The 26,006-nt window shown below is 47.9% G+C and carries 21 protein-coding genes; 11 read left to right on the top strand and 10 right to left on the bottom strand.

Annotation, left to right across the window (positions count from 1 at the left end):
* Positions 1-164: 164 nt before the first annotated feature.
* Together adk and hemH are read left to right on the top strand one after the other, a co-directional pair.
* Entirely contained in the window at positions 165-809 is a 645-nt protein-coding gene (gene adk / locus J4N45_RS14810) for an adenylate kinase (RefSeq protein ID WP_042477529.1), read from the top strand.
* 119 nt (positions 810-928) lie between these two features.
* Positions 929-1,888 carry a ferrochelatase gene (gene hemH, locus J4N45_RS14805; RefSeq protein ID WP_252012175.1) on the top strand — a complete coding sequence of 320 codons (960 nt, stop codon included), beginning with the start codon at positions 929-931 and terminating at the stop codon, positions 1,886-1,888.
* Between the two features lie 69 nt (positions 1,889-1,957).
* On the opposite strand, the gene J4N45_RS14800 is transcribed toward hemH, so the two are convergent.
* Entirely contained in the window at positions 1,958-3,343 is a 1,386-nt protein-coding gene (locus J4N45_RS14800; protein ID WP_252012174.1) for a peptide MFS transporter, read from the bottom strand.
* Between the two features lie 302 nt (positions 3,344-3,645).
* Here J4N45_RS14800 and rfaH point away from each other — a divergent pair, with 302 nt between their 5' ends.
* Positions 3,646-4,140, top strand: coding sequence for a transcription/translation regulatory transformer protein RfaH (rfaH, locus tag J4N45_RS14795; protein ID WP_128650180.1), 495 nt, complete (start codon positions 3,646-3,648; stop codon positions 4,138-4,140).
* A gap of 70 nt (positions 4,141-4,210) precedes the next feature.
* Here rfaH and dapD read toward each other — a convergent pair whose 3' ends face one another.
* From dapD to J4N45_RS14775, 4 genes are all read right to left on the bottom strand, one after another.
* Positions 4,211-5,242: a 2,3,4,5-tetrahydropyridine-2,6-dicarboxylate N-succinyltransferase gene (gene dapD / locus J4N45_RS14790; RefSeq protein ID WP_234495354.1), complete on the bottom strand. Its 1,032-nt coding sequence runs from the start codon at positions 5,240-5,242 to the stop codon at positions 4,211-4,213.
* Positions 5,243-5,453: 211 nt separating this feature from the next.
* Positions 5,454-6,101: a MarC family protein gene (locus tag J4N45_RS14785; RefSeq protein ID WP_128650179.1), complete on the bottom strand. Its 648-nt coding sequence runs from the start codon at positions 6,099-6,101 to the stop codon at positions 5,454-5,456.
* A 119-nt stretch (positions 6,102-6,220) separates the two neighbouring features.
* Positions 6,221-6,520 carry a YebG family protein gene (locus tag J4N45_RS14780; RefSeq protein ID WP_042477541.1) on the bottom strand — a complete coding sequence of 100 codons (300 nt, stop codon included), beginning with the start codon at positions 6,518-6,520 and terminating at the stop codon, positions 6,221-6,223.
* Between the two features lie 106 nt (positions 6,521-6,626).
* Positions 6,627-7,535, bottom strand: a complete 909-nt coding sequence (locus J4N45_RS14775; RefSeq protein ID WP_252012173.1) for a LysR family transcriptional regulator — start codon at positions 7,533-7,535, stop codon at positions 6,627-6,629.
* A gap of 96 nt (positions 7,536-7,631) precedes the next feature.
* On the opposite strand from J4N45_RS14775, the gene J4N45_RS14770 reads away from it, so the two are divergent.
* The 4 genes from J4N45_RS14770 to recD all read left to right on the top strand — a co-directional run bounded on the left by J4N45_RS14770 (position 7,632) and on the right by recD (position 18,233).
* Positions 7,632-8,606 (top strand): TDT family transporter, encoded by a 975-nt coding sequence (locus J4N45_RS14770; RefSeq protein WP_252012172.1) that lies wholly within the window; start codon positions 7,632-7,634, stop codon positions 8,604-8,606.
* An 89-nt stretch (positions 8,607-8,695) separates the two neighbouring features.
* Positions 8,696-12,190: an exodeoxyribonuclease V subunit gamma gene (gene recC / locus J4N45_RS14765; protein ID WP_252012171.1), complete on the top strand. Its 3,495-nt coding sequence runs from the start codon at positions 8,696-8,698 to the stop codon at positions 12,188-12,190.
* Positions 12,191-12,402: 212 nt separating this feature from the next.
* Positions 12,403-16,071, top strand: coding sequence for an exodeoxyribonuclease V subunit beta (gene recB / locus J4N45_RS14760; RefSeq protein WP_252012170.1), 3,669 nt, complete (start codon positions 12,403-12,405; stop codon positions 16,069-16,071).
* Complete coding sequence (gene recD / locus J4N45_RS14755) at positions 16,071-18,233, top strand: exodeoxyribonuclease V subunit alpha (RefSeq protein WP_252014700.1); 2,163 nt, start codon at positions 16,071-16,073, stop codon at positions 18,231-18,233. The genes recB and recD overlap by 1 nt, the downstream gene beginning before the upstream one ends.
* Before the next feature lie 53 nt (positions 18,234-18,286).
* Here recD and J4N45_RS14750 read toward each other — a convergent pair whose 3' ends face one another.
* Together J4N45_RS14750 and argA are read right to left on the bottom strand one after the other, a co-directional pair.
* On the bottom strand, positions 18,287-18,466 hold the full coding sequence (locus J4N45_RS14750) for a hypothetical protein (RefSeq protein ID WP_042477542.1): 180 nt from the start codon (positions 18,464-18,466) through the stop codon (positions 18,287-18,289).
* Positions 18,467-18,679: 213 nt separating this feature from the next.
* On the bottom strand, positions 18,680-20,017 hold the full coding sequence (gene argA / locus J4N45_RS14745) for an amino-acid N-acetyltransferase (protein WP_252012168.1): 1,338 nt from the start codon (positions 20,015-20,017) through the stop codon (positions 18,680-18,682).
* A gap of 145 nt (positions 20,018-20,162) precedes the next feature.
* Between argA and J4N45_RS14740 the strand changes: the two genes are divergently transcribed.
* The 4 genes from J4N45_RS14740 to csdE all read left to right on the top strand — a co-directional run bounded on the left by J4N45_RS14740 (position 20,163) and on the right by csdE (position 23,154).
* Positions 20,163-20,618 (top strand): DUF2850 domain-containing protein, encoded by a 456-nt coding sequence (locus tag J4N45_RS14740; RefSeq protein WP_252012166.1) that lies wholly within the window; start codon positions 20,163-20,165, stop codon positions 20,616-20,618.
* 70 nt (positions 20,619-20,688) lie between these two features.
* Complete coding sequence (gene mltA / locus J4N45_RS14735; protein ID WP_252012164.1) at positions 20,689-21,813, top strand: murein transglycosylase A; 1,125 nt, start codon at positions 20,689-20,691, stop codon at positions 21,811-21,813.
* 90 nt (positions 21,814-21,903) lie between these two features.
* Positions 21,904-22,716 (top strand): tRNA cyclic N6-threonylcarbamoyladenosine(37) synthase TcdA, encoded by an 813-nt coding sequence (gene tcdA, locus J4N45_RS14730; RefSeq protein ID WP_252012161.1) that lies wholly within the window; start codon positions 21,904-21,906, stop codon positions 22,714-22,716.
* Between the two features lie 9 nt (positions 22,717-22,725).
* Positions 22,726-23,154 (top strand): cysteine desulfurase sulfur acceptor subunit CsdE, encoded by a 429-nt coding sequence (gene csdE / locus J4N45_RS14725; protein WP_252012159.1) that lies wholly within the window; start codon positions 22,726-22,728, stop codon positions 23,152-23,154.
* Between the two features lie 76 nt (positions 23,155-23,230).
* On the opposite strand, the gene csdA is transcribed toward csdE, so the two are convergent.
* Genes csdA through panE form a run of 3 tightly spaced genes read right to left on the bottom strand, consistent with a single transcriptional unit; the run spans position 23,231 to position 25,914 of the window.
* Positions 23,231-24,430 (bottom strand): cysteine desulfurase CsdA, encoded by a 1,200-nt coding sequence (csdA, locus tag J4N45_RS14720; protein WP_252012157.1) that lies wholly within the window; start codon positions 24,428-24,430, stop codon positions 23,231-23,233.
* Positions 24,423-25,028: a DJ-1 family glyoxalase III gene (locus J4N45_RS14715; protein ID WP_128649992.1), complete on the bottom strand. Its 606-nt coding sequence runs from the start codon at positions 25,026-25,028 to the stop codon at positions 24,423-24,425. The genes csdA and J4N45_RS14715 overlap by 8 nt, the downstream gene beginning before the upstream one ends.
* Positions 25,021-25,914 carry a 2-dehydropantoate 2-reductase gene (panE, locus tag J4N45_RS14710; protein ID WP_252012155.1) on the bottom strand — a complete coding sequence of 298 codons (894 nt, stop codon included), beginning with the start codon at positions 25,912-25,914 and terminating at the stop codon, positions 25,021-25,023. The genes J4N45_RS14715 and panE overlap by 8 nt, the downstream gene beginning before the upstream one ends.
* Positions 25,915-26,006: the final 92 nt, after the last annotated feature.

Genomic DNA, 26,006 nt, shown 5'->3' with positions numbered 1-26,006 from the left:
GGCGTCAAGCAAGCGATTTCTATGATAGAATGCGCGCCAAGTTAAAGATTCAACTATTTTTGAATAAACCGTTTATACCGAAACGTATCGCAGCAAGCATGCCTTAATGGCGTCAAAAGTAGTGGGCTTCGGTATAAATCTTTTTTTATATAAGAGGACAAGTCATGCGCATCATTCTTTTAGGTGCTCCAGGTGCAGGTAAAGGCACACAAGCTCAATTCATCATGGAAAAATACGGTATTCCACAAATTTCTACTGGTGACATGCTACGTGCAGCAATCAAAGCAGGCACTGAGCTTGGTAAGAAAGCGAAAGCAGTTATCGATGCAGGTCAACTTGTATCTGACGACATCATTCTTGGTCTGATCAAAGAGCGTATCGCTCAAGATGACTGTGAGAAAGGTTTCCTACTAGACGGTTTCCCACGCACTATCCCTCAGGCTGACGGCCTAAAAGAGATGGGTGTAGAAGTTGATTACGTAATCGAATTCGACGTAGCTGATGACGTTATCGTTGAGCGTATGGCAGGTCGTCGTGCTCACCTAGCTTCTGGTCGTACTTACCACGTTGTTTACAATCCACCTAAAGTGGAAGGTAAAGATGATGTGACTGGTGAAGACCTAGTAGTTCGTGATGACGACAAAGAAGAGACAGTACGTGCACGTCTAGGTGTATACCACGACCAAACTGCACCTCTGATTGCTTACTACGGTAAGGAAGCTGAAGCAGGCAACACTAAGTACCTAAAATTTGATGGTACTAAGCAAGTTGCAGACGTAAGTGCAGATATCGAAAAAGCACTGTCTTAATTCACTTTTGTGAATCTGTTAAAAGAAAACGACCTTTATAGGTCGTTTTTTTTGATCCAAGGAAAGCGAGCATCGGTATATAATCCGCTTAGCAATCATATGAAAAACAAAGGAAGTCTATGAGCGAATCGTCAAAAACAGGTGTGCTACTGGTCAATCTTGGTACTCCTGACGAGCCGACAGCGAAAGGCGTGAAACGCTTTCTTGAGGAGTTTTTACATGACCATCGTGTCGTTGATATGACCCGTTGGATTTGGTGCCCAGTGTTACATGGCATTATCCTCCCAATTCGCTCGCCTAAGGTAGCGAAGGCTTACCAGTCCGTGTGGATGGATGAAGGTTCACCGCTGATGGTTTACTCAAAGCGTCAGGCTGCGAAGCTGGAGCAAGAACTTGGACTTCCGGTAGCGCTTGGTATGAGTTATGGCAACCCGTCGCTTAAAGCCGGTATTGACCAACTTCTCGAACAAGGCGTTGAGAAAGTGGTGGTGCTGCCGTTATACCCGCAATATTCAGGTACGACTACCGCTGCCGCGTTCGACGGTATTGCCAAAGCATGCAAGTCCATTTCTACTATCCCAGCGATGACTTTGATACGTGATTATCATGATCACCCTTTGTATATCAAAGCGCTTGCTGACAACGTGCGAGCACATTGGGAGAAAAATGGCCGCGCAGACTATCTGTTATGCTCTTACCATGGCATACCAAAGCGCTACGCGGATAACGGCGATGTGTATCCGCAGCACTGTAAAGCCACGACAGAGTTACTAAGAGCAGAGTTAGGGCTTGATGAGTCACAAATGGGAATGAGCTACCAGTCTATTTTTGGTCGTGAGGAATGGCTTAAGCCATACACCGACAAAACCTTAGAGCAGATGCCAAGTCAGGGTATCAAGTCGATTGATATTATGACCCCAGCCTTCTCAGTGGACTGCCTAGAAACGCTGGAAGAGATTGCGATTGAAGCGAAAGAGACGTTTCTAGAAGCTGGGGGCGAGCAGTATCGTTACATCCCATGTCTGAACGATTCAGATGAGCATATCGCGATGATGGCTCAATTGATTCAAAGCGCTTAGAAAATCCAATCAGATACAAAAAGGCCCATCACTTAAGTGACGGGCCTTTCCATTTAACTCAATCAAAGCTTAGACAAGCTGAGCTTGCTGCTCTTCTACTTGCTCGGCGTTACTAGGCGCGCCTTGCTCAGCACCGTGCATCCACTTAACGAGCGTGTTCGCAAACATCAGCAGGATAACACCACAGATGACAGCCGTTACTGCGATGCCACCAAAGATAGCCATAGCACCTAGTTCACCAACGTGAGAACCAATTAGACCTGCAACATAGTTTGCGATTGCATTGAAACCAAACCATGCACCCATCATGAGAGAGGCTAAACGTAGTGGGGCAAGTTTAGTCACCAAAGATAGACCAATTGGCGATAGACAAAGTTCACCTAACGTATGGAAGAAAAACGCACCGACAAGCCATAGCATTGACGTTTTAACGCTGGTATCGCCACCTTGCTCTAGTACTGCACCAACCATGCATAGGAAACCTGCTGCTAGGAAAAATAGCGCTAGCGCGAATTTCACAGGCGAGTTTGGTTCACGTTTGCCAAGCTTCACCCAAATAGCCGCTAGCACAGGTGCTAGGGTAATGATGAAGAATGGGTTCAGTGACTGGAACCAAGCTGCAGGGACTTCAAAGTCACCAATCATACGGTCGGTATACTGCTGGGTATAGATGTTCATCAGGCCACCCGCTTGCTCAAAGCCAGCCCAGAAAACGATAACAAACAGACCCATGATAAGGATGACCTTCAGGCGGTCGACCTCTTCACGAGTAAGAGGGGCTTTGGTCTCAGATTTATTCAGTGCTTTTGCGCGTGCAGCTGCTGGCACGTTACCAATTTCACCTAACCAAGAGTTTGCCATGGTCAACTGCATGATAAGGCTAAATACCATACCAACACCGGCAACGACGAAACCAGCAGACCAGCCAAATGAGTCTGTCGCTGAACCTACGACGATACCCGCTAGCAGTGCGCCAAGGTTGATGCCCATGTAGAAAATAGTGAACGCGCCATCACGACGGTTATCGCCTTCTTCGTAAAGATCGCCAACCATAGTTGAGATGTTTGGCTTAAACATACCGTTACCGGCAATCAGTAGCGCCAGACCACCGTAGAACAGATGTGCACTTGGCTCACCAGATGCCGCTGCAGCTAGGGTAAACTGACCTGCGGCCATAAGGACGCCACCGATAATGATAGACTTACGCTGACCCAAGTAGTTATCGGCAATGTAACCGCCAATAAGTGGCGTAATGTAAACTAGTCCAGTATAGATACCATAGAGATCTAGAGCATCTTTAGTCGACCAGCCCATACCACCGTTGATTGTTGTATCGGTCAGGAAAAGAACCAGAATTGCGCGCATGGCGTAATAGGAGAAGCGCTCCCACAGTTCGGTTCCGAACAGTAGAAACAGGCCGCGAGGGTGACCTAAGATGTTGCGTTGTGCTGTCATAAGTTTTACTAATTTTAGTTATCAAAGAATATAATGTGCCAACTGGTATACCTGACAAAATTAATTACTGCAATGATGTAAAAATATAGATTTTGTGAATATAATGTTTAACGGGATGAAATGTAAGGAAATTTTTCATGGTGGGTACGTAAAAGATGTGCTGCAAACTAATATTTCATTTTTATTTTTCCGTCATCCATTCGGAAATTTCATCGGTAAGGTCGCAGACCTCTATAGGTTAGTCGCGCATACGGTTCTGTTTAGTGGTAGGATGCAAAAAACAAAATTTTCGAATAGCTAAAATGAAACGTTGGTATTTGCTTTATTGCAAGCGCGGTGAACAAGCCCGCGCGAAAATGCATCTCGAGAATCAAGGCTTAGAGTGCTATTACCCTGAAGTGGAAATAGAGAAGATTCTTCGAGGAAAGAGACAGAAGGTAAAAGAGCCTCTTTTCCCTTCTTATGTGTTTGTTCACTTTGATTATGAACAAGGGCCTTCTTTTACTACCGTCCGCTCTACTCGTGGTGTCGTGGACTTCATTCGCTTTGGTGCTCACCCTCAAGAGGTTGATCCGGCTTTAATCGACGAGCTTGAGAAGTTGGCGACACATCCAGAAGAACCAGAAACGGATGCGCTGCCTAAACAGGGTGAAGCAATTCGAGTGACGGGTGGACAGTTCGCTGGCATCGACGCCATCTTCCAAGAGGCGGATGGTGAAGCTCGTTCCATCATGTTGGTGAAGATGATTAATCGACCGGTGCAGGTGAGTATCGACAACAAAGATCTCGATATTTAATCTTCTGAACGCGAAAAACAAAAAACCTCAGCGGTATCGGCTGAGGTTTTTTTATTTCAATCAAGCTTGATTAGTTGTTGCTGTGTAGCTCGCTGTTTAGCTCTACCGCTGTCTTGTTGGTTAGGCACTCAATCTGACCTGTTACCGAGTTACGACGGAACAGTAGATCTGGCTTACCTGCAAGATCACGGGCTTTAACAATTTCAACTTCAGCGCCAGATGCATCAAGCATACGTACCTTTGAACCAGCCGTTACATACAGACCAGATTCAACCGTACAACGGTCACCTAGAGGGAAGCCTAGACCTGCGTTCGCGCCTAGTAGTGAGTTCTCACCGATAGATACAACCACTGTACCACCGCCAGATAGCGTGCCCATGATAGAAGCACCACCACCGATGTCAGAACCATTACCCACAACAACACCAGCAGAAATACGACCTTCAACCATGCTTACGCCCGTTGTACCTGCGTTGAAGTTAATGAAGCCTTCATGCATAACGGTTGTACCTTCGCCAACGTGAGCACCAAGACGCACACGAGAGGTATCAGCAATACGAACGCCTGTTGGTACCACGTAATCAACCATTTTAGGGAACTTATCGACACAATCGACCGTCAGCGTTTCACCTGCTAGACGTGCTTCGATTTGACGCTCTGCCAGTTCTGGTAGGTCGATTGGACCTTGGCTAGTCCAAGCGATGTTGTGTAGTAGGCCAAAGATGCCATCTAGTACCGTACCGTGGGGTTGAACTAGGCGATTTGAGATAAGCTGCAGCTTAAGGAAGCCTTCGGCAACAGATTGTGGTTTCTCATCAGTCGCCAGAACGACAAGAACCAGTGGCTGTGAAGAGCTTGCCGCTTTTTCAGCAAATGCTGCATTTTCTGCATCACCGTTTGCTGAGAATGCACCCGCTAGAGCTGCACTTTGTGCTGGAGTAATTTCGATAGCTTGGTTGCCTTCCGCATAACCTGAAACCTCAGCAACAGCTGCGATTAGGGCGTCAGATGGGTTTAGACGTGGGTTTGGAAAGAACGCTTCGATGATTTTACCGTCGCGGTTTTTGGTTGCAGTACCAAAAGCAATTGAGAACGCTGCCATGACTCTATTTCTCCATGTATAGATTTGTCTTAAAGCCGCCGCGATTGGCAGCGACTTTAGGTAATTTGTTGGTAATCATCTTAAAGAGTGGTTTCGGCAGATGAAAGGGCAAAAGCGACAAAAGTCTGTAAAACGATACCCTTTGTCTTTTTAGCGATGTTTTTTCCTATTAAGAAATAGGGTGGACGCTATGCGCTAACAATTAAACGCATTATGTCACTTTTCCCAAGATAGAAATCGCCTCATGAATGCCCTCAATGAGCATCTGTGTGCCAATCACAGCAAGAATGAGACCCATCATTTTGGTGATAACAGACAGCACACTAGGGCCGAGTGCTTTCACGAGTCGCTCACCTGAAATAAATAGAAAATAGGTAATGGCACAAAGCACACCGAAACTGATAATGGTGATAATCACCTCTGAGATACCGCCCGTTGTAGCGAAGTTCATGGCGGTGGCGATAGTGCCTGGCCCAGCTAAAATTGGCATAGCCAGTGGGGAGACAGCAATACTCAATGAGGCGTTTTGTTGAGCATCAGAAGTGGCGGCTTTTTTAGTGGAGTCATGATTGTTCGAGCCTTGCAACATGTTGAAGCCTATCAGGAACACTAAGATACCGCCCGTGATTCTCAACGCGTATAAGGTGATACCAAACAGGTCAAAGATAAGCTTCCCGCTGACGGCAAAAATCGTAATAAGTAAGAATGCCAGCGAGACTGAGCGTAGTGCGATTGCTTTGGTGGTGGCTCGATCTTCGTCACCGGTAAGACCCAAGAAAATAGGCGTATTAGCGATAGGGTTCATGATGGCAAAAAAGCCCATAAACACGGTGACAATATGAATAATCAGCTCTTTCATATAATTGAAATTCCTAGAGTTGCTATGCAAAGCGGGACAGTTCAATCATAGGAGCTTAAAACAAAATAGCCAGTAAAAACCTCGCGGCTTACTGGCTATTTTTATAATCATCTAGGTGCTTAAGCTGCGTCTTCTTCTTCGCTTGGCTCGTCGACAGCTTTAACCACTTTTGGCTTTTTTGGTGTCGGTTTGCGTTTCGCACCCAGTGCATATAGCACTTCTTCTTTGCGCTGTGCAAGATACAAAGATAGCTCTTCTTGCTTTTCTTCGTCTTCGATAAGGTTGCTTTCACCTAGCAGAGAAAACAGCTCATCCGCCATATCCAACATTTTGTCATAAGCGTCAGCTTCTGCTTTAGAGGTAAAAGTCATCTTTTCTTCTCCGTTGCGTTCCACCACGTACTTGACGATTACAGCCATGGTTAATCCTCTAGATAGTTCAATTTTGAAAAGTATAATACTGTCTGTTTATACAGATGCCAGATCCTAATGTCCAGTCGCGGGCGCAAAAGTGAGACCTGTTTGCCTAAATCCTATCCGAGTTGTTGTCGTCCCAGCCTTGGCAGAAATCAATAAAACGTTTAAGGAGAGGGCTCTGGTACTTTTCTTTGTGAACCAATAGCCAAAAACGGCGCTTCATATCCAATGAAATAGGGACCTCATGAAGTCTTCCATCGTCGATAGCGGTTTGCGCGGCAAGTTTCGACAGACAAGCTAAGCCTAAGTTGGCGGACACGCTGTTGATAATGGCTTCAGTGGTGTTGAGCTCGAAGGCTTCATGCCAGACTTCGATCCTTGGCGCGACGGTGCGTAGAAAGAATTCGCGAGTACCTGACCCAGGTTCACGCAGAATCCAATCACTGTTCTCAAGGTCACTCAACGTAACTTGTTGCTGCTTAGCAAGCGGGTGCTTTGGTGATGTCACGATGCACATTTCATCTTCACTGAACGGGTGGCTATCCAACTCTGGGTGCAATGTTTTGCCCTCGACTAGACCAATATCCAACTCATAATCGATAAGCTTTTGGCAAATCAACGCAGTATTTGAGATGAACAGCTGCTGAGATTTGTGATGATGAGCTTCGCGAAAGTCACTCAAAAGGAATGGTGCCATTTGGTTGCCAACCGTATCACTGGCTCCGATGCGAAGTATGCCTCGATAACTTTGCTCATCGCTGTAAAGCGATTCTATATCGCGACTACGGCATAAAAGCTCGTCGGCGAGAGGCAGAAGTTTTTGACCTTCTTGATTGATAACTAAGCGATTGTTAACGCGGTCAAACAGGGCATGACCTATCTGTTTTTCTAGCTCACTCAAGGACATACTGACGGCTGCTTTTGACAGAAACAGGGTCTCAGAGGCGGCGGTTAGAGTCTGGTGTTGAGTGACAGCCACAAAGACTTTGAGCTGTTTTAGGGAGATATGCGGCTTCATGTTCAGTTTGTCTTAACGTCGACCTTAAAAAATTTGATGTATGTAAACTTAAGCTGGGTTTACACTTAGCGCAACTGATTATTTGAGGTGATTAAAATGATTGCTACCGTAAGAAGAGCACACAACAAAGTGAAGGGCGCGCCTACTCCAATGGCAGGTCTAGCTCTTGGTATCGCAAGTTTAGGATGGTGTTGGGAGAATGCACTGCCATTCCATCATGTTGCTCAATGGACGGGGGCTGCAATTGCGACAGTGCTGTTAAGTATCCTTGCGTACAAGTATTTGTTCCACAATCACTCGCTACGCCAAGAGCTTGCACATCCAGTAGTAGGAAGCGTTGCGCCAACTTTTGCGATGGGCTCAATGGTGGTCTCTAACTCGGTTGGACAGTTCTTTCCAATTCTAGGTGATGGCATTTGGTTAGGTGCTGTGGCGCTGCACATTGTGTTCTTAGCGAGCTTTGTTTATCACAGAGCCCGTAACTTTGAGCTTCACCACATGGTACCAAGCTGGTTTGTTCCGCCAGTGGGTCTTGTGGTCGCGGACGTATCTTTTTCTGGTAACCCAAGTCTTCAGTGGGTCGCCGATGCAACTCTTTATTTTGGCTTGGCGACCTACGCTGTGATGCTTCCAACGATGATTTATCGTTTGATCTTCACACATGAGATCCCAGACGCAGCGAAACCAACGATTGCGATCATGGCAGCGCCAGCAAGTCTCTCTCTTGCAGGCTATTTAACGGTGACCACGCAGCCTTCACCAGTGATCATTGCTCTACTATTTGGTATCGGTGTGTTGATGACCATGGTTATCTATTTAGCGTTTTTAAAACTGCTTCGCCTGCCATTTAGCCCAGGTTATGCCGCATTCACATTCCCTACGGTCATTAGTGCAACGGCGCAATACAAATTGGCGGCGTGGATGGGGACGCAAGGAGCAGCTGCAGAGATGATTAACCAAGTGAGAACCATTGCGAACATCGAACTTGGTATCGCGACTGTCGTGGTAAGTTATGTTGCGCTTCGCTACCTTGGCGCTTATTTACCCAAAGGAGTAAGTAACCCAGCGTAAAGTAGTAAATAAGGCGTCTAAATGGACATGAATACACAGGGACTGTGTTAATCTTGTGGTAAGGCAATTAGCGAAAGGCGCGACGTCAGGTGTTCACCGTTTACCACTCAAATCAAATAGATGTGCTCAAGTCTTTATTGGTTCAGCTCATCAAGTTGGACCCACTTCAAAACCCATTTGAGAAAGAACAGATTCTGGTACAAAGCCCAGGCATGTCTCAGTGGCTTAAAATGGCGCTGGCACAAGAGTTTGGTATTGCTGCCAACATTGACTTCCCATTACCCGCGACTTTTATTTGGGATAGGTTTGTTCAAGTACTCGATGATGTGCCGAAACGCAGCGCCTTTAATAAAGAAGCGATGACGTGGAAGATCATGCATCTGTTGCCAAAACATCTCGATGACCCAGATTTCGCACCGCTAGCCCAATATCTCAGTGATGATAGTGACGCCTCCAAACGCTATCAGCTTGCTGAAAAAATCGCCGATATTTATGATGGTTATCTGGTTTATCGCCCAGAGTGGATTGCGACTTGGGAAGCAGGACAAAGTGTTGTTGAGCTAGAGGGCGAGCAGCCTTGGCAACCCAAACTGTGGCAAGCCCTTTATGACCATACCGTGGCACTCGAGCAATCGCCTTATCATCGCGCCAACCTTTATGAACATTTCATTGATGAGCTAGAAAGCAATAAAGACGTTAAGACGCACGGTTTAAGCCAGTTGCCCAAACGACTGTTTGTGTTCGGCATCTCCTCGCTGCCACCTCGTTACCTTGATGCGTTAAAAGCGCTAGGGGAACACATCGATGTTCACCTAATGTTTACTAACCCTTGTCGTTTCTATTGGGGAGAAGTTCGCGACCGAAAATACCTTGCTCGATTAGCCGCGGCGAAACGCAAGCAACTGAGCGACCTCGATAGCTTTGTCTCTAGCCAAGACTGGCAAGAGGGGGATTGGGCGTTCGCGCAGCAGCTCAAAGGTGACATCGAGGCGAACGTTGACGACGAGTTGCACCTGTCTGAGGTCGGCAATAGTTTACTGGCATCGATGGGCAAGTTAGGTCGCGATAATTTGTATCTGCTGTCTCAGCTTGAATCGAATGAAATAGAGGCGTTTGTAGAAGTCGAGCGCAATACTCTACTGCAAAATATTCAAGCGGATATTCTTAACCTCGACGAGCATCAAGATGACACCTTGTTGTTGTCTTCTGAGCATAAACCCTGCATCGAAGCATCGGACAACTCGCTCTCTGTGCATGTCTGCCACAGCCCAATGCGTGAAGTGGAAGTGCTCCACGATAATCTGCTCGCGATGTTTGACCAGAACCCAGAGCTAAAACCGCGCGACATTATTGTGATGGTGGCGGATATTAACGCCTACAGTCCGGCTATCCAGGCGGTATTTGGTAATGCATCCGGTGAGCGTTATATTCCGTTTTCGATCTCTGACCGCACGGCGGATAAAGAAAGTCCGTTGCTGAATGCGTTCAATCAACTTTTGCAGTTGCCAGAGCTGCGCTGCACCAGCAGTGAAGTGTTGGAACTGCTCGAAGTGCCTGCCATTATGGCTCGTTTCGACATTAATGAGCATGAATTTTCAACCTTACGCGCGTGGGTCGAAGAGGCTCAAATCCGTTGGGGGATCGATGCTCACACTGCCAGTGAGTTTGACCTGCCAGAATTTGGGCAAAACTCGTGGATGTTTGGTATCTCACGCATGCTAGCTGGCTATGCAATCAGCGAGCAAGCAGGACTCTTAATGGTGGGCGGTGAAGGTATTTCACCTTATGAGCAGACTCAAGGCATGCAGGCGGAAACCGCAGGCAAACTGGCGCAGTTCATTGACAAGTTGGCACACTATCGCGGCGCACTCACTCAAACTATGTCGATATCAAGCTGGCAGCAACACATTAACCAGCTGGTGGATGACTTTTTTGCCGTCGATATTGAAGGCGAGGTCGTCGTGAAGTCGATTCGCGATACCCTGTCTGGGCTCAGTGAGCAGCTTGCAGATGCCCGCTATGATGAGTCGCTATCGCCAAGAATTATTCGCCAGTATTTTCTAGATAAACTCTCGGGCTCTCGAGTCAGTCAACGATTCTTGGCGGGGCAGGTAAACTTCTGCACACTCATGCCAATGCGCTCGATTCCGTTTAACACGGTATGCCTCTTAGGTATGAATGATGGCGTTTATCCGAGAAGTGTACCGCCAGAGAGTTTTGACTTAATGACGGGACGCACCAAGCCAGGTGACCGTTCTAGACGCGATGACGACCGATACCTCTTTTTAGAGGCCATGTTATCCGCTCAGCAAACCCTATATATCAGCTATGTAGGACGCTCAATTCAAGACAATACCGAACGTGTTCCCTCTGTTTTGGTCTCAGAGTTATTAGAATACTGCGAGCAAAACTATTGTTTGGTGGGTGATGAGGCGCTCGATGTGGATACATCAGGAGCAAAACTCACTAAGTCACTTTGTCATGAATACCCTATGGTGCCCTTTAGTGCTGCACACTTTGATTCTACGTACGGTATTCAAAGCTACGCAGCGGAGTGGCTGCCTTCGGCATGGCAAACCACACAAGTCGCTGCACAACAAACCAGTGCGCCATTCCATCTAGATCCTATTGATAGGGTTGAGGGGGAGAGAATCGAACTCGATCTCTCTGAGTTGCACCGTTTTTGGCGCTTGCCCGTGCAGTATCTGTTCAACCGACGCCTGCAGGTCAACTTTGATGAAAGCTTATTGGGTATCGAAGATGAAGAGCCGTTTGCATTAAATGGACTAGAGAGCTTTGGCTTACGCAAATCGCTGCTGGATGTCTTGATTGAGCCGGAAGATCAAGCGAACAAGCTGGCTCATTTCAAAGCACAGCAGAAAGCGCAGGGCTACCTACCTGTGAACCAGTTCGGAGAGCTTGAGTTTGCCTCTAACGTGGCTCAGACCCAAGACCTTGCTGAGGCTATAGTTCCGTTAACAGCCAATGAACTCGACGGCATCGAAATCGATATCTCAATTCCTTTGAAAAAAGTGTCAGTGACCCTACAAGGTTGGGTGACCAACTGCTATCAGAGCGGACTGGTCCGCTATCGAAGCGGAAGATTGCGTGCCAGTGATTACCTGGCAGCCTGGATCGATCATCTGCTGGTCTCGGTCTCCGGTCATCAGACGCGCACCCACATGCTGGCATACGACAAAAAAGAGGGCGTGGTGCACCGCATCTACCCTGTTATGTCCGCAGATGAAGCGATGAACTATTTAACACAGTTAGTCAGCCTGTTTGTCGATGGCTTAGATAGCCCGTTGAGTTATTTCCCAGAAACCGCATTAGCAGGTATCGAAGCCAACTACAGTCGCGGTCAATGGAGCCCTAACGATGATAAAATGATCAGCAAAATGCAGGCACGTTTTGTAGGGGGCTACATGCAGACAGGTGAAGGGGAAAACGCGTACATTTCTCGCGTATGGAGTGAGTGGAGCGATGCGCTAGCTAACGATGCCAAGCAGTTGGCTCATTTGGTGTTAGAGGCGCCGAGAACAAAGAGTGTGAGTGCTGAGGAATATTACTCGCAGAGTACCTGACAAAGAGGGAGTGGCCGCCAGTCTTTATAATAGTGTGTAGGGAGAGTGCTGGGCGGCCGATGAGGGTCAGAGGGACCCGTATTTCTGCGAAGAATAGTAGGCGTAGCGGGTGATTAAATCCGTGAATAAGATCGCAACTTACATACTAATTAATTATATCTACTTGTTTTGAATTGGATTTTAAGCGTTGGATCACACAGTTGAGTTTGAACATGCAGCCAGAGAATAAAAAGCCGACAGCCCTAGACACCATGACCTTTCCTTTGCATGGTGCTCGTTTGATTGAAGCATCAGCGGGAACAGGCAAAACCTTTACCATAGCGGGTCTTTACTTGAGGCTGCTGCTTGGTCACGGTAACGATGGCAGTCAGCATCGTCAGCCACTCACGGTCGATCAGATTCTCGTGGTGACCTTTACTGAGGCGGCGACTGCTGAACTTCGTGATCGCATTCGTGCACGCATACATCAAGCACGTATTGCCTTTGCCCGCGGAGAAAGCAGTGATCCTGTTATCCAGCCGCTGCTGGAAGAGGTGACTGACCACAGATACGCTACTGAGACCTTGCTTCAAGCCGAGAGGCAAATGGATGAAGCCGCGGTGTATACGATTCACGGCTTTTGTCAGAGAATGTTGACGCAAAACGCCTTTGAGTCCGGTGCTCGATTCAATAATGAGTTTGTGACAGACGAAAGCCGGCTAAAAGCTCAAGTGGCTGCCGATTTTTGGCGAAGTCAGTTTTATCCATTGAACCTAGAGATGGCATCAGAGGTTCGTAAACTGTGGGCGACACCGAGTGCACTGCTTAGTGATATTAGCCGTTACTTAACTGGTCCTGCGATTACCATGCAGGGCGTTGAGGGCAGCGTCGATATTGCCGCTTTGCACCAAGCCAATCTAGACCGAATCAAGACGTTAAAAGCGAACTGGTTGGCAGTATCCGATGATGTCGTGCCTTGTATCTCGCAATCCGATGTGAATAAACGCAGCTACACCAAAAAATCGCTTCCTAGTTGGGTTGAAGGCATTACTTATTGGGCTCAGCAAGAGACTCTTGATTATGGTTTGCCAAGTGCATTAGAGAAGTTTTCTCAATCGATACTGATTGAAAAAACACCGAAAGGTGAAGCGCCTTCGATGAGCGTTTTTTCCGAGATAGAAGCGTTCTTGGCCACGCCTCCTGAGCTAAAAACGCCTCTGTTGGCAATGGCGATCCATCAGTGCCGGACGCGTCTTGCGCTCGCGAAAGAGCAGAAACAATGGCTGTCATTTGATGACCTACTGACTCAGCTTTCAGCCGCGCTGGATCTGGAGTCTGGTGACATGCTAGCTGAGAAAATTCGCACTCAATTTCCCGTTGCGATGATTGATGAGTTTCAAGATACCGACCCGCTTCAGTATCAGATTTTTAGCTCAGTCTATTTAAGCCATCCAGAGTGTGGTTGGTTTATGATCGGTGACCCAAAGCAGGCGATTTATGGCTTCCGTGGGGCGGATATTTTCACCTATATTCAAGCCAGAAATCAGGTGGTTGATCACTACACGTTAGGGACCAACTGGCGCTCCAGTGAGCGCATGGTTAATAGCGTTAATACGCTTTTTGATCGCGCCGATTCGCCGTTCCTTTATGACAGCGATATCCCATTTTATCCTGTGAATGCGAGCCCGAAAGCGGGTGGTCGCCAATGGCAAAAAAGTGGCGAAGCGCAGCCAGCACTGCAGTTTTGGCTCCAAGAAGCGGAAGCGCCACTACCAAAAGGTGACTACCAGCAGCACATGGCTGCCGCAACAGCGCAACACATCAAAATGGTGCTTACCGAATCGCAAACCAGCGATGTGGTGTTGGCGGATGGCGATAAGCAGCATCCGGTCGAGGCGGGTGATATTGCCGTGCTGGTAAGAACCGGTAGCGAAGGGCAACTTATCAAACAAGCTCTGGCGGAGCGAGGCATTGCCAGCGTCTATTTATCCAATCGCGACAGTGTGTTTGGCAGCCCAGTTGCTGAAGATATGCTGCGCTTAATGCAGGCGATATGGTATCAAGACGATGAGCGCCTGTTAAAAGGGGCATTAGCATCTGAGCTATTTGCACTGCCCGCAAATGAGCTAGACGGCCTCAACAATCATGAAAACCTGTGGGAGCAGGTTGTTGGTGAATTTCGCGATTACCGACAGCTGTGGCAATTGAGGGGCGTATTGCCGATGCTGCGCTCAGTGCTGTTTAAGCGTGAGATGTCGAATCGATTATTGTCCACGGTGGGGGGTGAGCGCCTACTGACCGACTATTTGCACCTCGGTGAGCTGCTGCAAGCGGCGCGACAAGATGTAGAGAGTGATACAGCCTTGCTGCGCTGGTTTGCTCAGTCTATTGAAGATGCCAAGCAAGGTCTTGGTGGGGGCGATGACCACATTCAGCGCCTCGAGTCAGAGCGAAATCTCGTTCAAATCATCACCATACATAAATCTAAAGGGTTGGAATACGATCTCGTCTATTTGCCGTTTGCTGTCAGTTATCGTGAGGCGATGGAGGCGAAGTACTATGATGAGCAGGCTAAGCAATCCACTCTCGATCTAAGAAAGTCAAAAGAGGCGCTGGCTCAGGCAGACAAAGAGCGCTTAGCGGAAGACCTACGACTCATCTATGTGGCCCTCACCCGCGCCGTTTACGCTTGCTTTATCGGTATCGCACCGCTTAGAAATGGACGTTCAACCAAAGAGCCAACCGGCGTTCATCACAGTGCGCTGGGTTATCTGGTTCAAAATGGTCAAGAGCTCGGTGTCAGTGAGCTAGGCGCCATGCTTGCTGAGCTGGCGAACCATTCCGGTGATATTGCGGTGATAGCGCCGCCAGAGCCTGATGACTCACGCTATCAAGCGCCTCAAGCTGAGCTTTCAGAGCTAAGCGCGAAAGAGCAAACGCAAGACATTGACCGCGATTGGCGTCTCACCAGTTACTCGGCCCTAGTGAAGCAAAGTAGCCATGGCAGTAGCGATGAAGTCTTTATAGAAGAGTCGGGCTTGGATATTGACTCTTCCGATGATGAGCAGCTTGACCCACTGCTAGAGCCAGAGAAAACCATCTTCCATTTCCCGAAGGGAGCGAGGCCCGGTACCTTCCTCCACACGGTGTTTGAAGAGATTGAGTTTACTGAACCTGCTGGCTCTGAAGGCAACTCGCAAATCATTGCTGAGCTACTTGAAAAAGAACAGTATGACCCTGAGTGGCTGCCTGTACTTACAGAGCTGGTGGATCAAGTGATGAACACGGCATTGGATGGCGATGCACTGTTTTTAAGAGATAAGGGCATTGATAAGCGCTTGGTTGAGATGGAGTTTTTGCTGCCCATTGATGTTTTGGATGCGCCATCCCTCAACCGAGTCATCCAAAGGCATGATAGCCTGTCAGCAAAAGCTCATGAGCTTGGCTTCTATACCGTAAAAGGCATGCTTAAAGGCTTTATCGATTTGGTGTTTGAGCATCAAGGTAAGTACTTTGTACTCGATTGGAAGTCGAACTATCTGGGCGATGATGTGAGCTGTTATCAACGCTCACAGCTTGAGCATGCCATGGTCGACCATCGCTACGACTTACAGTATCAAATTTACGCTTTAGCTCTGCATCGCTTTTTGAAAACACGTATTCCAAATTATGACTACGACACGCATGTTGGCGGGGTTTATTATCTATTCTTGCGAGGTATTGAGCCTAATTCAGATTCGGGGATATTCAGTGCTCGCCCAACAAAAGCCATGATTGAGGCGTTAGATGGTCTGTTTTTCGGAGCGCAACCTTCTCACAATCAAGGTATGGAAAGCGCAGAGAGTAATGAAACTGACGCTACTACCGATGGAGAAAATCAACAAATGGGGCTTGGATTTTGATGACGACTAGCCGGACGTTCGCACTGTGGATCGAGGATTTAGTGGCGAAGAAGTGCCTTAGACCACTCGATTATCAATTTGCAAAGTTTGTTGCCTCGATAGAGACCCAATACGCTGATGAAGTGATGTGGTTGGCGGCATTGGTAAGTGCTCAGTTAGGTCAGGGGCACATATGTGTCAACTTAGACAGTGACCTCACAGAGCAGGCGTTGATGCCTTCACCGGATTTGATAGGTCTCTACGGCGCGGCAGCAGTCCCTCTAGAGGATAAAGTTGCCAAGGTTGATTGGTCGCTAGTCATTGATAAGGCATCAACCATTAGCCAGCTTGAGGCAGAGAATGCACAGTTGGCGACAGTGACGCCTTTAGTTTGGCAGCATCATCGTCTCTATTTGCAGCGCTATTTTGCGTACGAACAGACCATTGCCGAGCGTTTGCTTGCCATGGCCACGCCTATTGAGCTTTCAGCTTCGCAGATTCAATCTGCGGCGACCATGCTTGACCAGCTATTCGCGCGCGAGTATCACTACCTTTATTCTGCGCTAGCCAATCAATCAAAAGGGTCGAGTAATCAGGTCTCACGCCAGCAGATCGTGTGTGACTTTCTCGATGTGATAGACGAGCAAGCCATAGATTTGGAGCGAGTAGAAAGTACTTTAAGTGCTGCGCGCTCAGCATCAGACTTACAGCCTCTAGACAACGTGATACCTCTAACGGCTTGCCTCAACTGGCAGAAAGTGGCCGCGGCCGTGGCACTGACTAGGCGTTTTGCGGTGATTTCTGGTGGGCCTGGAACGGGCAAAACCACTACAGTCACCAAATTGCTCGCCGCTATGGTCAATCAGGCGAATCAACAGGGAGAGTCGCCGACGATTAAGCTGGTGGCGCCAACGGGTAAGGCAGCCGCGCGATTGACGGAGTCTATTGGTAAGGCCGTTGACTCATTGGCATTAGACCCTGAGCTTAAGGCGAGTATTCCGACCGAGTCGAGTACGCTGCATCGCTTATTAGGTGCTATTCCTGGACGAGTTGAATTTAGGCACAATCAATCCAATCCATTGCATTTGGATGTGTTGGTGCTCGATGAAGCCTCCATGGTCGATCTGCCGATGATGCATCGACTGTTGGATGCACTGCCGTCTCATGCGCGGCTGATATTGTTGGGGGATAAAGATCAGCTCGCGTCAGTAGAGGCTGGGGCCGTGTTGTCTGATATCTGTGATTTTTCATCGCATGGATACAGTGCAAAACAGAATGAGCGTATCCGTGCGCTTACTCAGTTTGACTGTCAGCGTGGCGAGGTGGCAAAAACGTCGGTTTCGCCATTGGCAGATAGCTTATGTGTGCTGCAAAAAAGCTATCGCTTCGATGCGCGCTCTGGCATCGGACAACTTGCTAAGCAGGTGAACGCTGCGAGCAGCAGAGGCTTTGGGCAAGTTTGGCAAAAAGGGTTCGATGATATTGAGTGGATGGCGCTAAGTGGAGATAGTTATCAAAAGCTCATCGATCGTTTGGTGCGCGCCTATCAGCCTTACTTGACGGATGCGAGAAATGCTTCGCCCGCGAGTGAGTCATTAGAGAGCCACGAGGCGTTAGTGAATTGGCAACAGTCGCTAGCTCGTTCGGTTTTGAATGCTTTTGCAAAAGCCAGATTACTCTGCGCGGTTCGTGATGGTGACTTTGGGGTGACAGGACTAAACCAGCGCACGGAATCTCGCTTGAAACAGCGCGGATTGATTCCCCGTGGTGAGGAGCTCTGGTATGTGGGCCGACCACTAATGGTGACAAAAAACGACCATGGTCTTGGGCTCTATAACGGTGATATTGGTATTTGTTTATGGGACTTTAGTGCTGATACACCAAGGCTTAAAGTGTTCTTTGAACTGCCTGATGGAAGTATCAAGTCAGTACTGCCAAGCCGAATGCCAGAGCACGAAACGGCATACGCAATGACCATCCATAAGTCTCAGGGCAGTGAATTTGCTCATACCTTTATGATTTTGCCAGCTGATTTTAGTCCGTTGTTGACCAAAGAGCTGATCTATACCGGTATTACGAGGGCGAAATCGCGTTTTACCTTAGTCGCAGATGGCAAAGTCGTCGGTAAAGGTATTCGTCACAAGACATTAAGGCACAGTGGGTTAGCGCTGAGGTTGGGGTAGTTTGGTAAGGCGAGAAACAATGCCTACCTTCCATGGTAGTGCACTCTCGACGTCTAGTTAAAGACTTCGGAATAGGTGATGTCGTTGATCCGATACTGCTCTTGGTAAACCTTCATTAGTGATTTGACCTTTTCGGATACAGGGAAGACACAATGGACATTGTGTCCTTCTAGGAAGTGGTTTTCTGCCATGTCCCAGAAGCTTTGAATAGAATTGCAAATAACTGTTCGCATAGATGTCACTCTTAGAGTTTTGGTGTTCACCTAGCAATCCTTGCACTGCCCGCCAGCTTGCTGCTTTTTGGGAGTCCTGTCACACTTACTGCTGTAACTTGGACGAATTTTAGACAGTTATTGGCGAGTTGTAAAACAATTTGTGCCAATTAATGACGGCAATCGATTTCATACAATCAATTGTCGTCATCAATGGAATCTGAGCGCAGTTTACTAGACGGTGACGGAGAGTATTTTCGAACGACGCTGTAAATTGTATAAGTCCTGTTTGGCCATCGGCAGCGACTCCACACCCACTTCAAAGAAGCCTTGTTCCCTAAACCAGTGCAAGCTATGAGTGGTGAGCACAAAGATATGCTCTATCCCCTTCATTTTTGACTGCTGCTTCATATGATTAAGTAATAATACGCCTCGGTTACCATCACGATAGTCGGGGTGAATGGCAACGCAGGCCATCTCTGCCATTTTCTCTTGCAGATAAGGGTAGAGGGCGGCGCAGCCAATCACTAAGCCATCTTTTTCTATGATGGTGAATTGGTGTATCTCTTGCTCGAGTTGTTCTCTAGAGCGGCGGACCAGTATCCCTTTTTCCTCGAGCGGCCTAATGAGTTCAAAGATGCCACCGATATCATCAATATCGGCTTGCCTGACTTGCTCAGCACTCGCCATGACGATTTGAGTACCGATACCATCGATAGAGAACAGTTCTTGGATAAGGGCACCGTCAATTTTGTAACTGATTAGGTGGCAACGTGGAATACCTGCTCGGCACGCAGACTGCGCACCGCGCAGAAAGCGCAGCGTGCCACTGCTTTGACCTTCGTCAGCAAGTTCATTGGCTTCAAATTTCTCAATAAGCTCATTGACTTCGCTTGGAAACAGCTCAGCAATGGCATTGCCTGCTTCGTCAAGTACACCTTGCTCAGAGCAAAAGCCAATCAGTTTATCGGCATTTAATTTGATCGCGACTTGGGTCGCCACTTCTTCAGAGAGAAGGTTAAAGGTTTCTCCGGTCACGGAGCCAGCCACAGGCCCTAGCAGCACGATAGAGCCCTGGTCGAGAACTTGGTTAATGCCTTGAATATCGATACGGCGAACACGACCGCTGTGGCAATAGTCGATGCCATCATCAACGCCTAGCGGTTGAGCAATAACGAAGTTGCCGCTGACCACGTTAAGTTGATTGCCCGCCATTGGGGTGTTATTGAGGCTCATAGAGAGGCGTGCGGTGATATCAAGTTGAAGACGTCCCGTGGCCTGCATAACGTAGTCGAGACACTTCTCCGTCGTGACTCGAATCCCTTTGTGATAAGGGCAATGGCAATCGTTGTTCTCGACTAGTTGATTAATTTGAGGGCGAGCGCCGTGTACCAATATCAGTTTGACACCAAGGCTGTGCAGCAACGCAATATCGCTCACAATATTCGTGAAGTTTTTGTCAGTGAATGCTTCACCGCCCAGCATGATAACCATGGTTTTGTTGCGGTGTGCATTAACGTATGGAGTGGACTGTCGAAATCCTTTTACTAAGGCGGTACTACGGATCTTCACAATAATTACTCTGGGATTATTTATGTTTAAATAATGACTTTTTATTCAAGATCGCGCAAGGAAAATTTTGATTAACCGTTGAGATGAGGTTGCTCATGCAAACCATAGGTGACAATATGAGTAAGGAAGCACAAGAAGGCAGATTATGAGTGACGGCAAAGAGAGTAGTATTGTCAGCGGCGTGAACGTGAATGTGGCTCAAAAGAGCGCAGTCAAACCCAATAAATGGCTGGAGCGAACATTAATCTTGCTCGCACTAGTGGGGACTTTTGCGGTGGTTGGCCTGTATCAGGACCTATTTGGCCGCGTTCATCAACAGATTAACCCTAAAGCGGCGGTGTATGGTTTGTGGCAGGAGAAAGATGTCGCTCCGTTTGCCAGAGAATCGTTTGAGCTCGGAGAAAATCGGGTGGTGATCAATAACAGAGTTGTGGCAACGTCATTTGAGATCTCTTCATCAGAGCTTTGGTTTAACGTTGGCGTCACTGAATATCGTTATCAGTTTCTCGATCGAAACAAGACAGAAATTCGCCAGCTGTCACCAGCACACTACAAGCCCACGTTTGTTTTGTCAGGAAAACACAAAAAAGACCTGAGATAACCCTCGGTTTTATTGCGATTTATTATAGAGTTTGCCATTCTGAAAGCACGATACATAAGGAATGACTAACTTGATCAAACGTATTTTGCCTCTAGCTTCCGTTTTACTGGTTTTTGGTTGTGCGCAAACAGAACGAGCGCAGCAATATCAGGACGGAGAGTTCACTAGCCTTCTCAATAAAACCGAGCAGATTGAATCCAACAAGCCTCGTAATTTTCAAACCTTTGCTGCGCAAGCCGATGAGGTGGTCAAAGCCTCTCCTTCGATGGCGGAAACCTATCAGCCACTCTATGAACAGCTTGAAGCCTGGGCGGTTCAAAGCGGCGACCCCAAGCAACTTGCTAACTACGGTGTTCAAGCAGCGCAATTAGGTGGTGGAGATAATAAAGGCAATGTGCTGTTTACCGGTTATTTTTCTCCGGTTATGGAGCTAAGACACAAGCCTGACGAAACCTTTAAGTACCCAGTTTATTCACTTCCAGATTGCCAACAAGAGTGTCCAACGCGTGCTGAAATCTATGGTGGTGCGCTCAATGGTCAAGGGTTAGAACTTGGCTATGCAGACAATCTTATCGACCCATTCATCATGGAGGTACAAGGCAGTGGCTTTGTACACTTTGGCGATGACGACACGCTAGAATATTTCGCTTACGCAGGTAAGAACAACAAAGCTTATGTGAGCATTGGCCGAGTGCTTATCGAACGTGGAGAAGTGCCAAGAGAGCAGATGTCACTCAAAGCGATCAAAGACTGGGTGATGAAGCAAGATGAAAAAACGGTACAAGCACTACTCGAGGAAAACTCGTCGTTTGTGTTCTTTAAGTCATTAGACGCTGCCCCAGTGCGCGGCACTGCAGGCATTCCTTTATTGCCGATGGCGTCGGTCGCGGGCGATCGCTCTGCGTTCCCAATGGGGACGCCAATCCTAGCTGAGGTTCCTCTGTTAAATGCAGATGGAACATGGAGCGGTGCACATGAACTGAGGTTGCTGATTGTTCTCGATACTGGTGGTGCCGTTAAAGGCAATCACTTTGACCTTTACCACGGTATAGGCGATTTTGCTGGCACTCAGGCGGGACACTACAAACACTTTGGCAGAGTATGGAAGTTAGGGCTTGAGAACTCGGCAACGGAAAATCCTTGGGGCGAGTCAGAAGAAACCCAATCCCCTCAGGCTGACCCTGCGACGAATTAGCGTCTGGAGTCTCTGCCGTAGTTGATCTTTTCTAAAAGAGTGCGTATAAATCGCACTCTTCTTTTTTACTCGGAAAATGCAAGGTAACCCATGCGCGAACTGAACCAACCAGCCTCTGACAGCTATAACCAACGCTTTGGTGGCACTCGTCGACTTTATGGTCACAACGAGGTCGATATCTTACGAGCGGCACATGTCTGTGTTGTCGGTATTGGTGGTGTTGGATCGTGGGCGGTAGAAGCATTGGCGCGTACGGGGATTGGAGAGCTAACACTCATCGATATGGATGACGTGTGTGTCACCAATATTAACCGTCAGATCCATGCGATGTCGGGTACGGTGGGCCAAAGCAAGATTGAAGTGATGGCTGAGCGAGTCAAACTTATCAATCCTGAGTGCAAAGTGAATCTGGTCGATGACTTTATCACGCCGGATAACGTTGCTGAGTATATCTCTAAAGATTTCGACTATGTGTTGGATGCAATTGACAGCATCAAACCCAAGGCGGCTTTGCTGGCGTATTGCCGCAGCAATAAGATCAAGGTGATCACTACTGGTGGTGCGGGTGGACAGGTTGATCCGACTCAGATCATGGTCGCGGATTTAACCAAGACGATTCAAGACCCATTAGCGAAAAAGCTCAAAGATACCCTGCGACGTCATCATAACTTCAGCAAGAACCCCGCTCGAAAGTTTGGCATTGATTGCGTATTTTCAACAGAGCAGCTGAAGTACCCACAAGCGGATGGCAGCGTGTGTGGCGTGAAATCAACCGCTGAAGGACCTAAGCGTATGGATTGTGCGAGTGGGTTCGGTGCGGCAACCGTTGTAACGGCGACCTTTGGCTTTGTCGCGGTATCTCGCATCGTAGAAAAAATTCTTCAAAAATACGCAGCGAAGTAGGGGCTGATTATGGCAAGCAATCCGTTTGGTACTGAAATTCACGCAGAAGATGTTGTTGCTGTAATGGCAGAGCTGAAAGGCTGGGAAGATCGCTATCGTCAGGTTATCCAGTGGGGTAAGAAGCTTCCTGTCATGGAAGAGGCTTTAAAGCAAGAAAAGGTGCTGGTATCGGGGTGTGAAAGCTCTGTATGGTTGGTGCTTAACTGTGAAAGTGGGCACTGGGACATTCAAGCAGACTCTGACGCGCGTATCGTTCGTGGTTTGATTGCGATTGTACTTGCCGCGTTTAATGGTAAAACCTCACAGCAAATCGCTGAATTTGACTTGCCACACTACTTCGAGCAGCTAAACCTTATCAATCATCTCAGCCCATCTCGAGGCAATGGTCTGCAAGCCATCGTGGAAACCATTCGCGAGCGAGCAATGAGCGAACTCTAGCGCATACGATACCAATAAAAAAACGGTGAACGCCTCGAGTGCTCACCGTTTTTTTATGTCCCGCTAAGTGATATGTCTAGAGCATATCGACGGCTTTCTTTACTGCCGCGACAAATCTTTCAACGTCTTCCACCGAGTTGTAGATAGCAAAGGAGGCGCGAACGGTACCTTTTACCCCAAGCGCATCCATCAACGGGTGGGCACAGTGGTGACCTGCGCGCACGGCAATGTTTTGTTGATCCAGTAGCGTCGCCAAATCTTGGTGATGAACACCATCCATGACAAAGGTGATGACACTCGCACCGGGTTGAAAACCGATGATCTCTATGTCGTCGAGTTGACTTAATCCATCGAAGGCAAGTTGTTGAAGCTGATGAATGTGCTGCTCGAGCTGACTATTAGGATATTGATCAAGCCATTCTATCGAACAAGCTAGCGCTAGTGCTCCCGCAACATTCGGCGTGCCGGCTTCAAACTTCCCTGGTAGTTGACTGAAAGTTGTGCCTTCAAACGAAACTTTTTCAACCATCTTACCGCCGCCATGCCAGGGTGGCATCGCTTCGAGGATAGCGAGTTTTCCGTAAAGGACGCCAATACCCGCAGGTGCGTAAAGCTTGTGTCCAGAGAAAACGTAAAAATCCGCATCGAGGTCTTGAACATCGGTTGGCTGGTGGACAATACCTTGAGCGCCATCGACGATCACAATCGCCTGACTCTTCGCACGCGTCATGGCGACGATATCTTTGATTGGCAGTGCGGTACCAGTTACGTTGGTCACCTGTGCGACAGCGACAATTTTGGTATTGCTATTAATCAGCGAGTCGAATGCGGTTAAGTCAAACTGGCACTGTTCCCCGATAGGCACTTTTACCACTTTCGCGCCCGTCTGCTCAGCCACAATCTGCCAAGGGACGATGTTCGCGTGATGCTCCATTTCAGACACCAGAATCTCATCACCGGGCTTTAGCGTGCTACGCGCATACGTTTGAGCGATGAGGTTCAGGGCTTCGGTTGCGCCACGCGTCCAGATGATCTCTTTAGCACTGTCAGCGTTGATAAAGCGAGCAACTGTCTCGCGAGCATTCTCAAATCGTGTTGTCGCCATCGCTGTGAGTGAGTGAGAGCCTCGATGGACATTGGCATTTTGATTGCGATAGTAGTCAGTGATGCAATCAATGACGACTTGTGGCTTTTGAGTGGTGGCTGCGCTATCCAGATAGACAGTTTCTCCGTCGATAGCCGGAAACTGAGCGCGGATAGACTGCATATCAAGCATCGTTTTTTCCCATCTTGTGGTAATGCAGGGTTGGGTTAGTCACCATAGGCTCAGCCACTTCCCAGGCTTTTTCTTTGCCGCAAAGGGCGATAATGATTTCGACCGCGAACTCAAGTGCCGTACCCGGACCCTGACTGGTAATCAGGTTGTGGTTGATGTCCATGGTGACGCGCTTGTCACGCCAACGGTTTTCAGGGACATGGGATTTGAAACTTGGGTGGCAAGTCATCAAGGCATCTGGGTAAAGCTTATGGTGCTGCAGAACAAGAGCAGGCGCGGCGCAAATAGCTGCCATGAGTTTTCCATCGTACTTGTGCTGGCGAACCATCTCGACCAGTAGTGTACTGTCACGAAACACTTCAGACCCGCCGACGCCGCCGGGCAATGCGATAACATCGAACTCATCGTCGGCCACATCAACTAACTTACAGTCAGCGGTTAGGGTTACTCCTCGAGAGGCTTTCATCGTTAATGCGCCATCAAAGTCGGCGCTAGCTACGGTAACCTCAAAACCAGCGCGCACCATAATATCGATAATGGTAATGGCTTCCATTTCTTCTGTGCCTGGGGCGATAGGGACAAGTACCTTTTTAGTCATGATGACTCCAGCTCGCTTCTATTTGCTTAATTTTTTGATACAGAGATAAGTTATTCGGTACATCGATTTTGTTTTTTGCAGCAATATTGACCACATAACCGTTGATAAAATCGATTTCACTTTGTCTTTTATTATAAATGTCTTGGTGCATAGACGAGTAGTTTTGTGCCGTAGATTGTGCCACATTCACAACGGTGTCGAGCATCGTAGATGCCTCTAACTTGACCCCATCGAAGTTCGCGCAAAAAACGGCTTCTTCAACGATACCAGTTAGCTGTGCTCGATACTCTTCGTTTATTAGTTGACCATTGCGACAGTCAAGTATTGCGGTCAATGGATTGATGGCACAGTTGATGACCAGTTTAGTCCATAGCGCTTGCTGGATATTGCTATGCCAATGCGTCGGTGCAAAAGCGTGGTCAAATACCTCAGCGACAAACTGGCACTGTTGACCTTTTTCGTTCCAAGCACCAATGAGTGTTTGCCCGTTTCCCGTGTGGTGAACGGTATTAGCATTCACCTTGAGCGCACCGTGTGTGCTGGTACCCAGTAGTACAGGTCGCTCGGTCAGTTCATCTGTTAGTGTATCGACCGTGCCCATTCCATTGTGCAAAAACAGGATAATGGCGTCATTATCGAGATGAGTCAGTAACGGCAGTAGCGCGCTTTGTACCTGCCAAGCTTTTAAGGTAACAATCAAAAGATCACAGTGTTTTAGATCTTCAAGGCTCTGATTATTGAACGCTATGTTTTCCTCATCATCGAGAGTTATCTCGATTTTTTGAGACGGTGTGCGTCCCCACAGAGAAACAGAATGGCCAGCGAGATGAAGTTTGTAAGCGTACAAGGAGCCAACGGCACCAGGACCTAGAATGGTAATGTTCACAATTATCTACGAGTAATGAGTGAAGCGAGAAGGATAGCAAAGTTAGCTAGGTTGGTCGAAAGCTTCGTAAGCGAATTTTAGGTACAAAAAAT

This window comes from Vibrio sp. SCSIO 43140, assembly GCF_023716585.1.
In the GTDB taxonomy this organism is placed as follows: Bacteria; Pseudomonadota; Gammaproteobacteria; order Enterobacterales; family Vibrionaceae; genus Vibrio; species Vibrio maritimus_B.
Note: the sequence above shows the minus strand (reverse complement) of the source record. Positions and strands in the feature narration are given on the sequence as shown.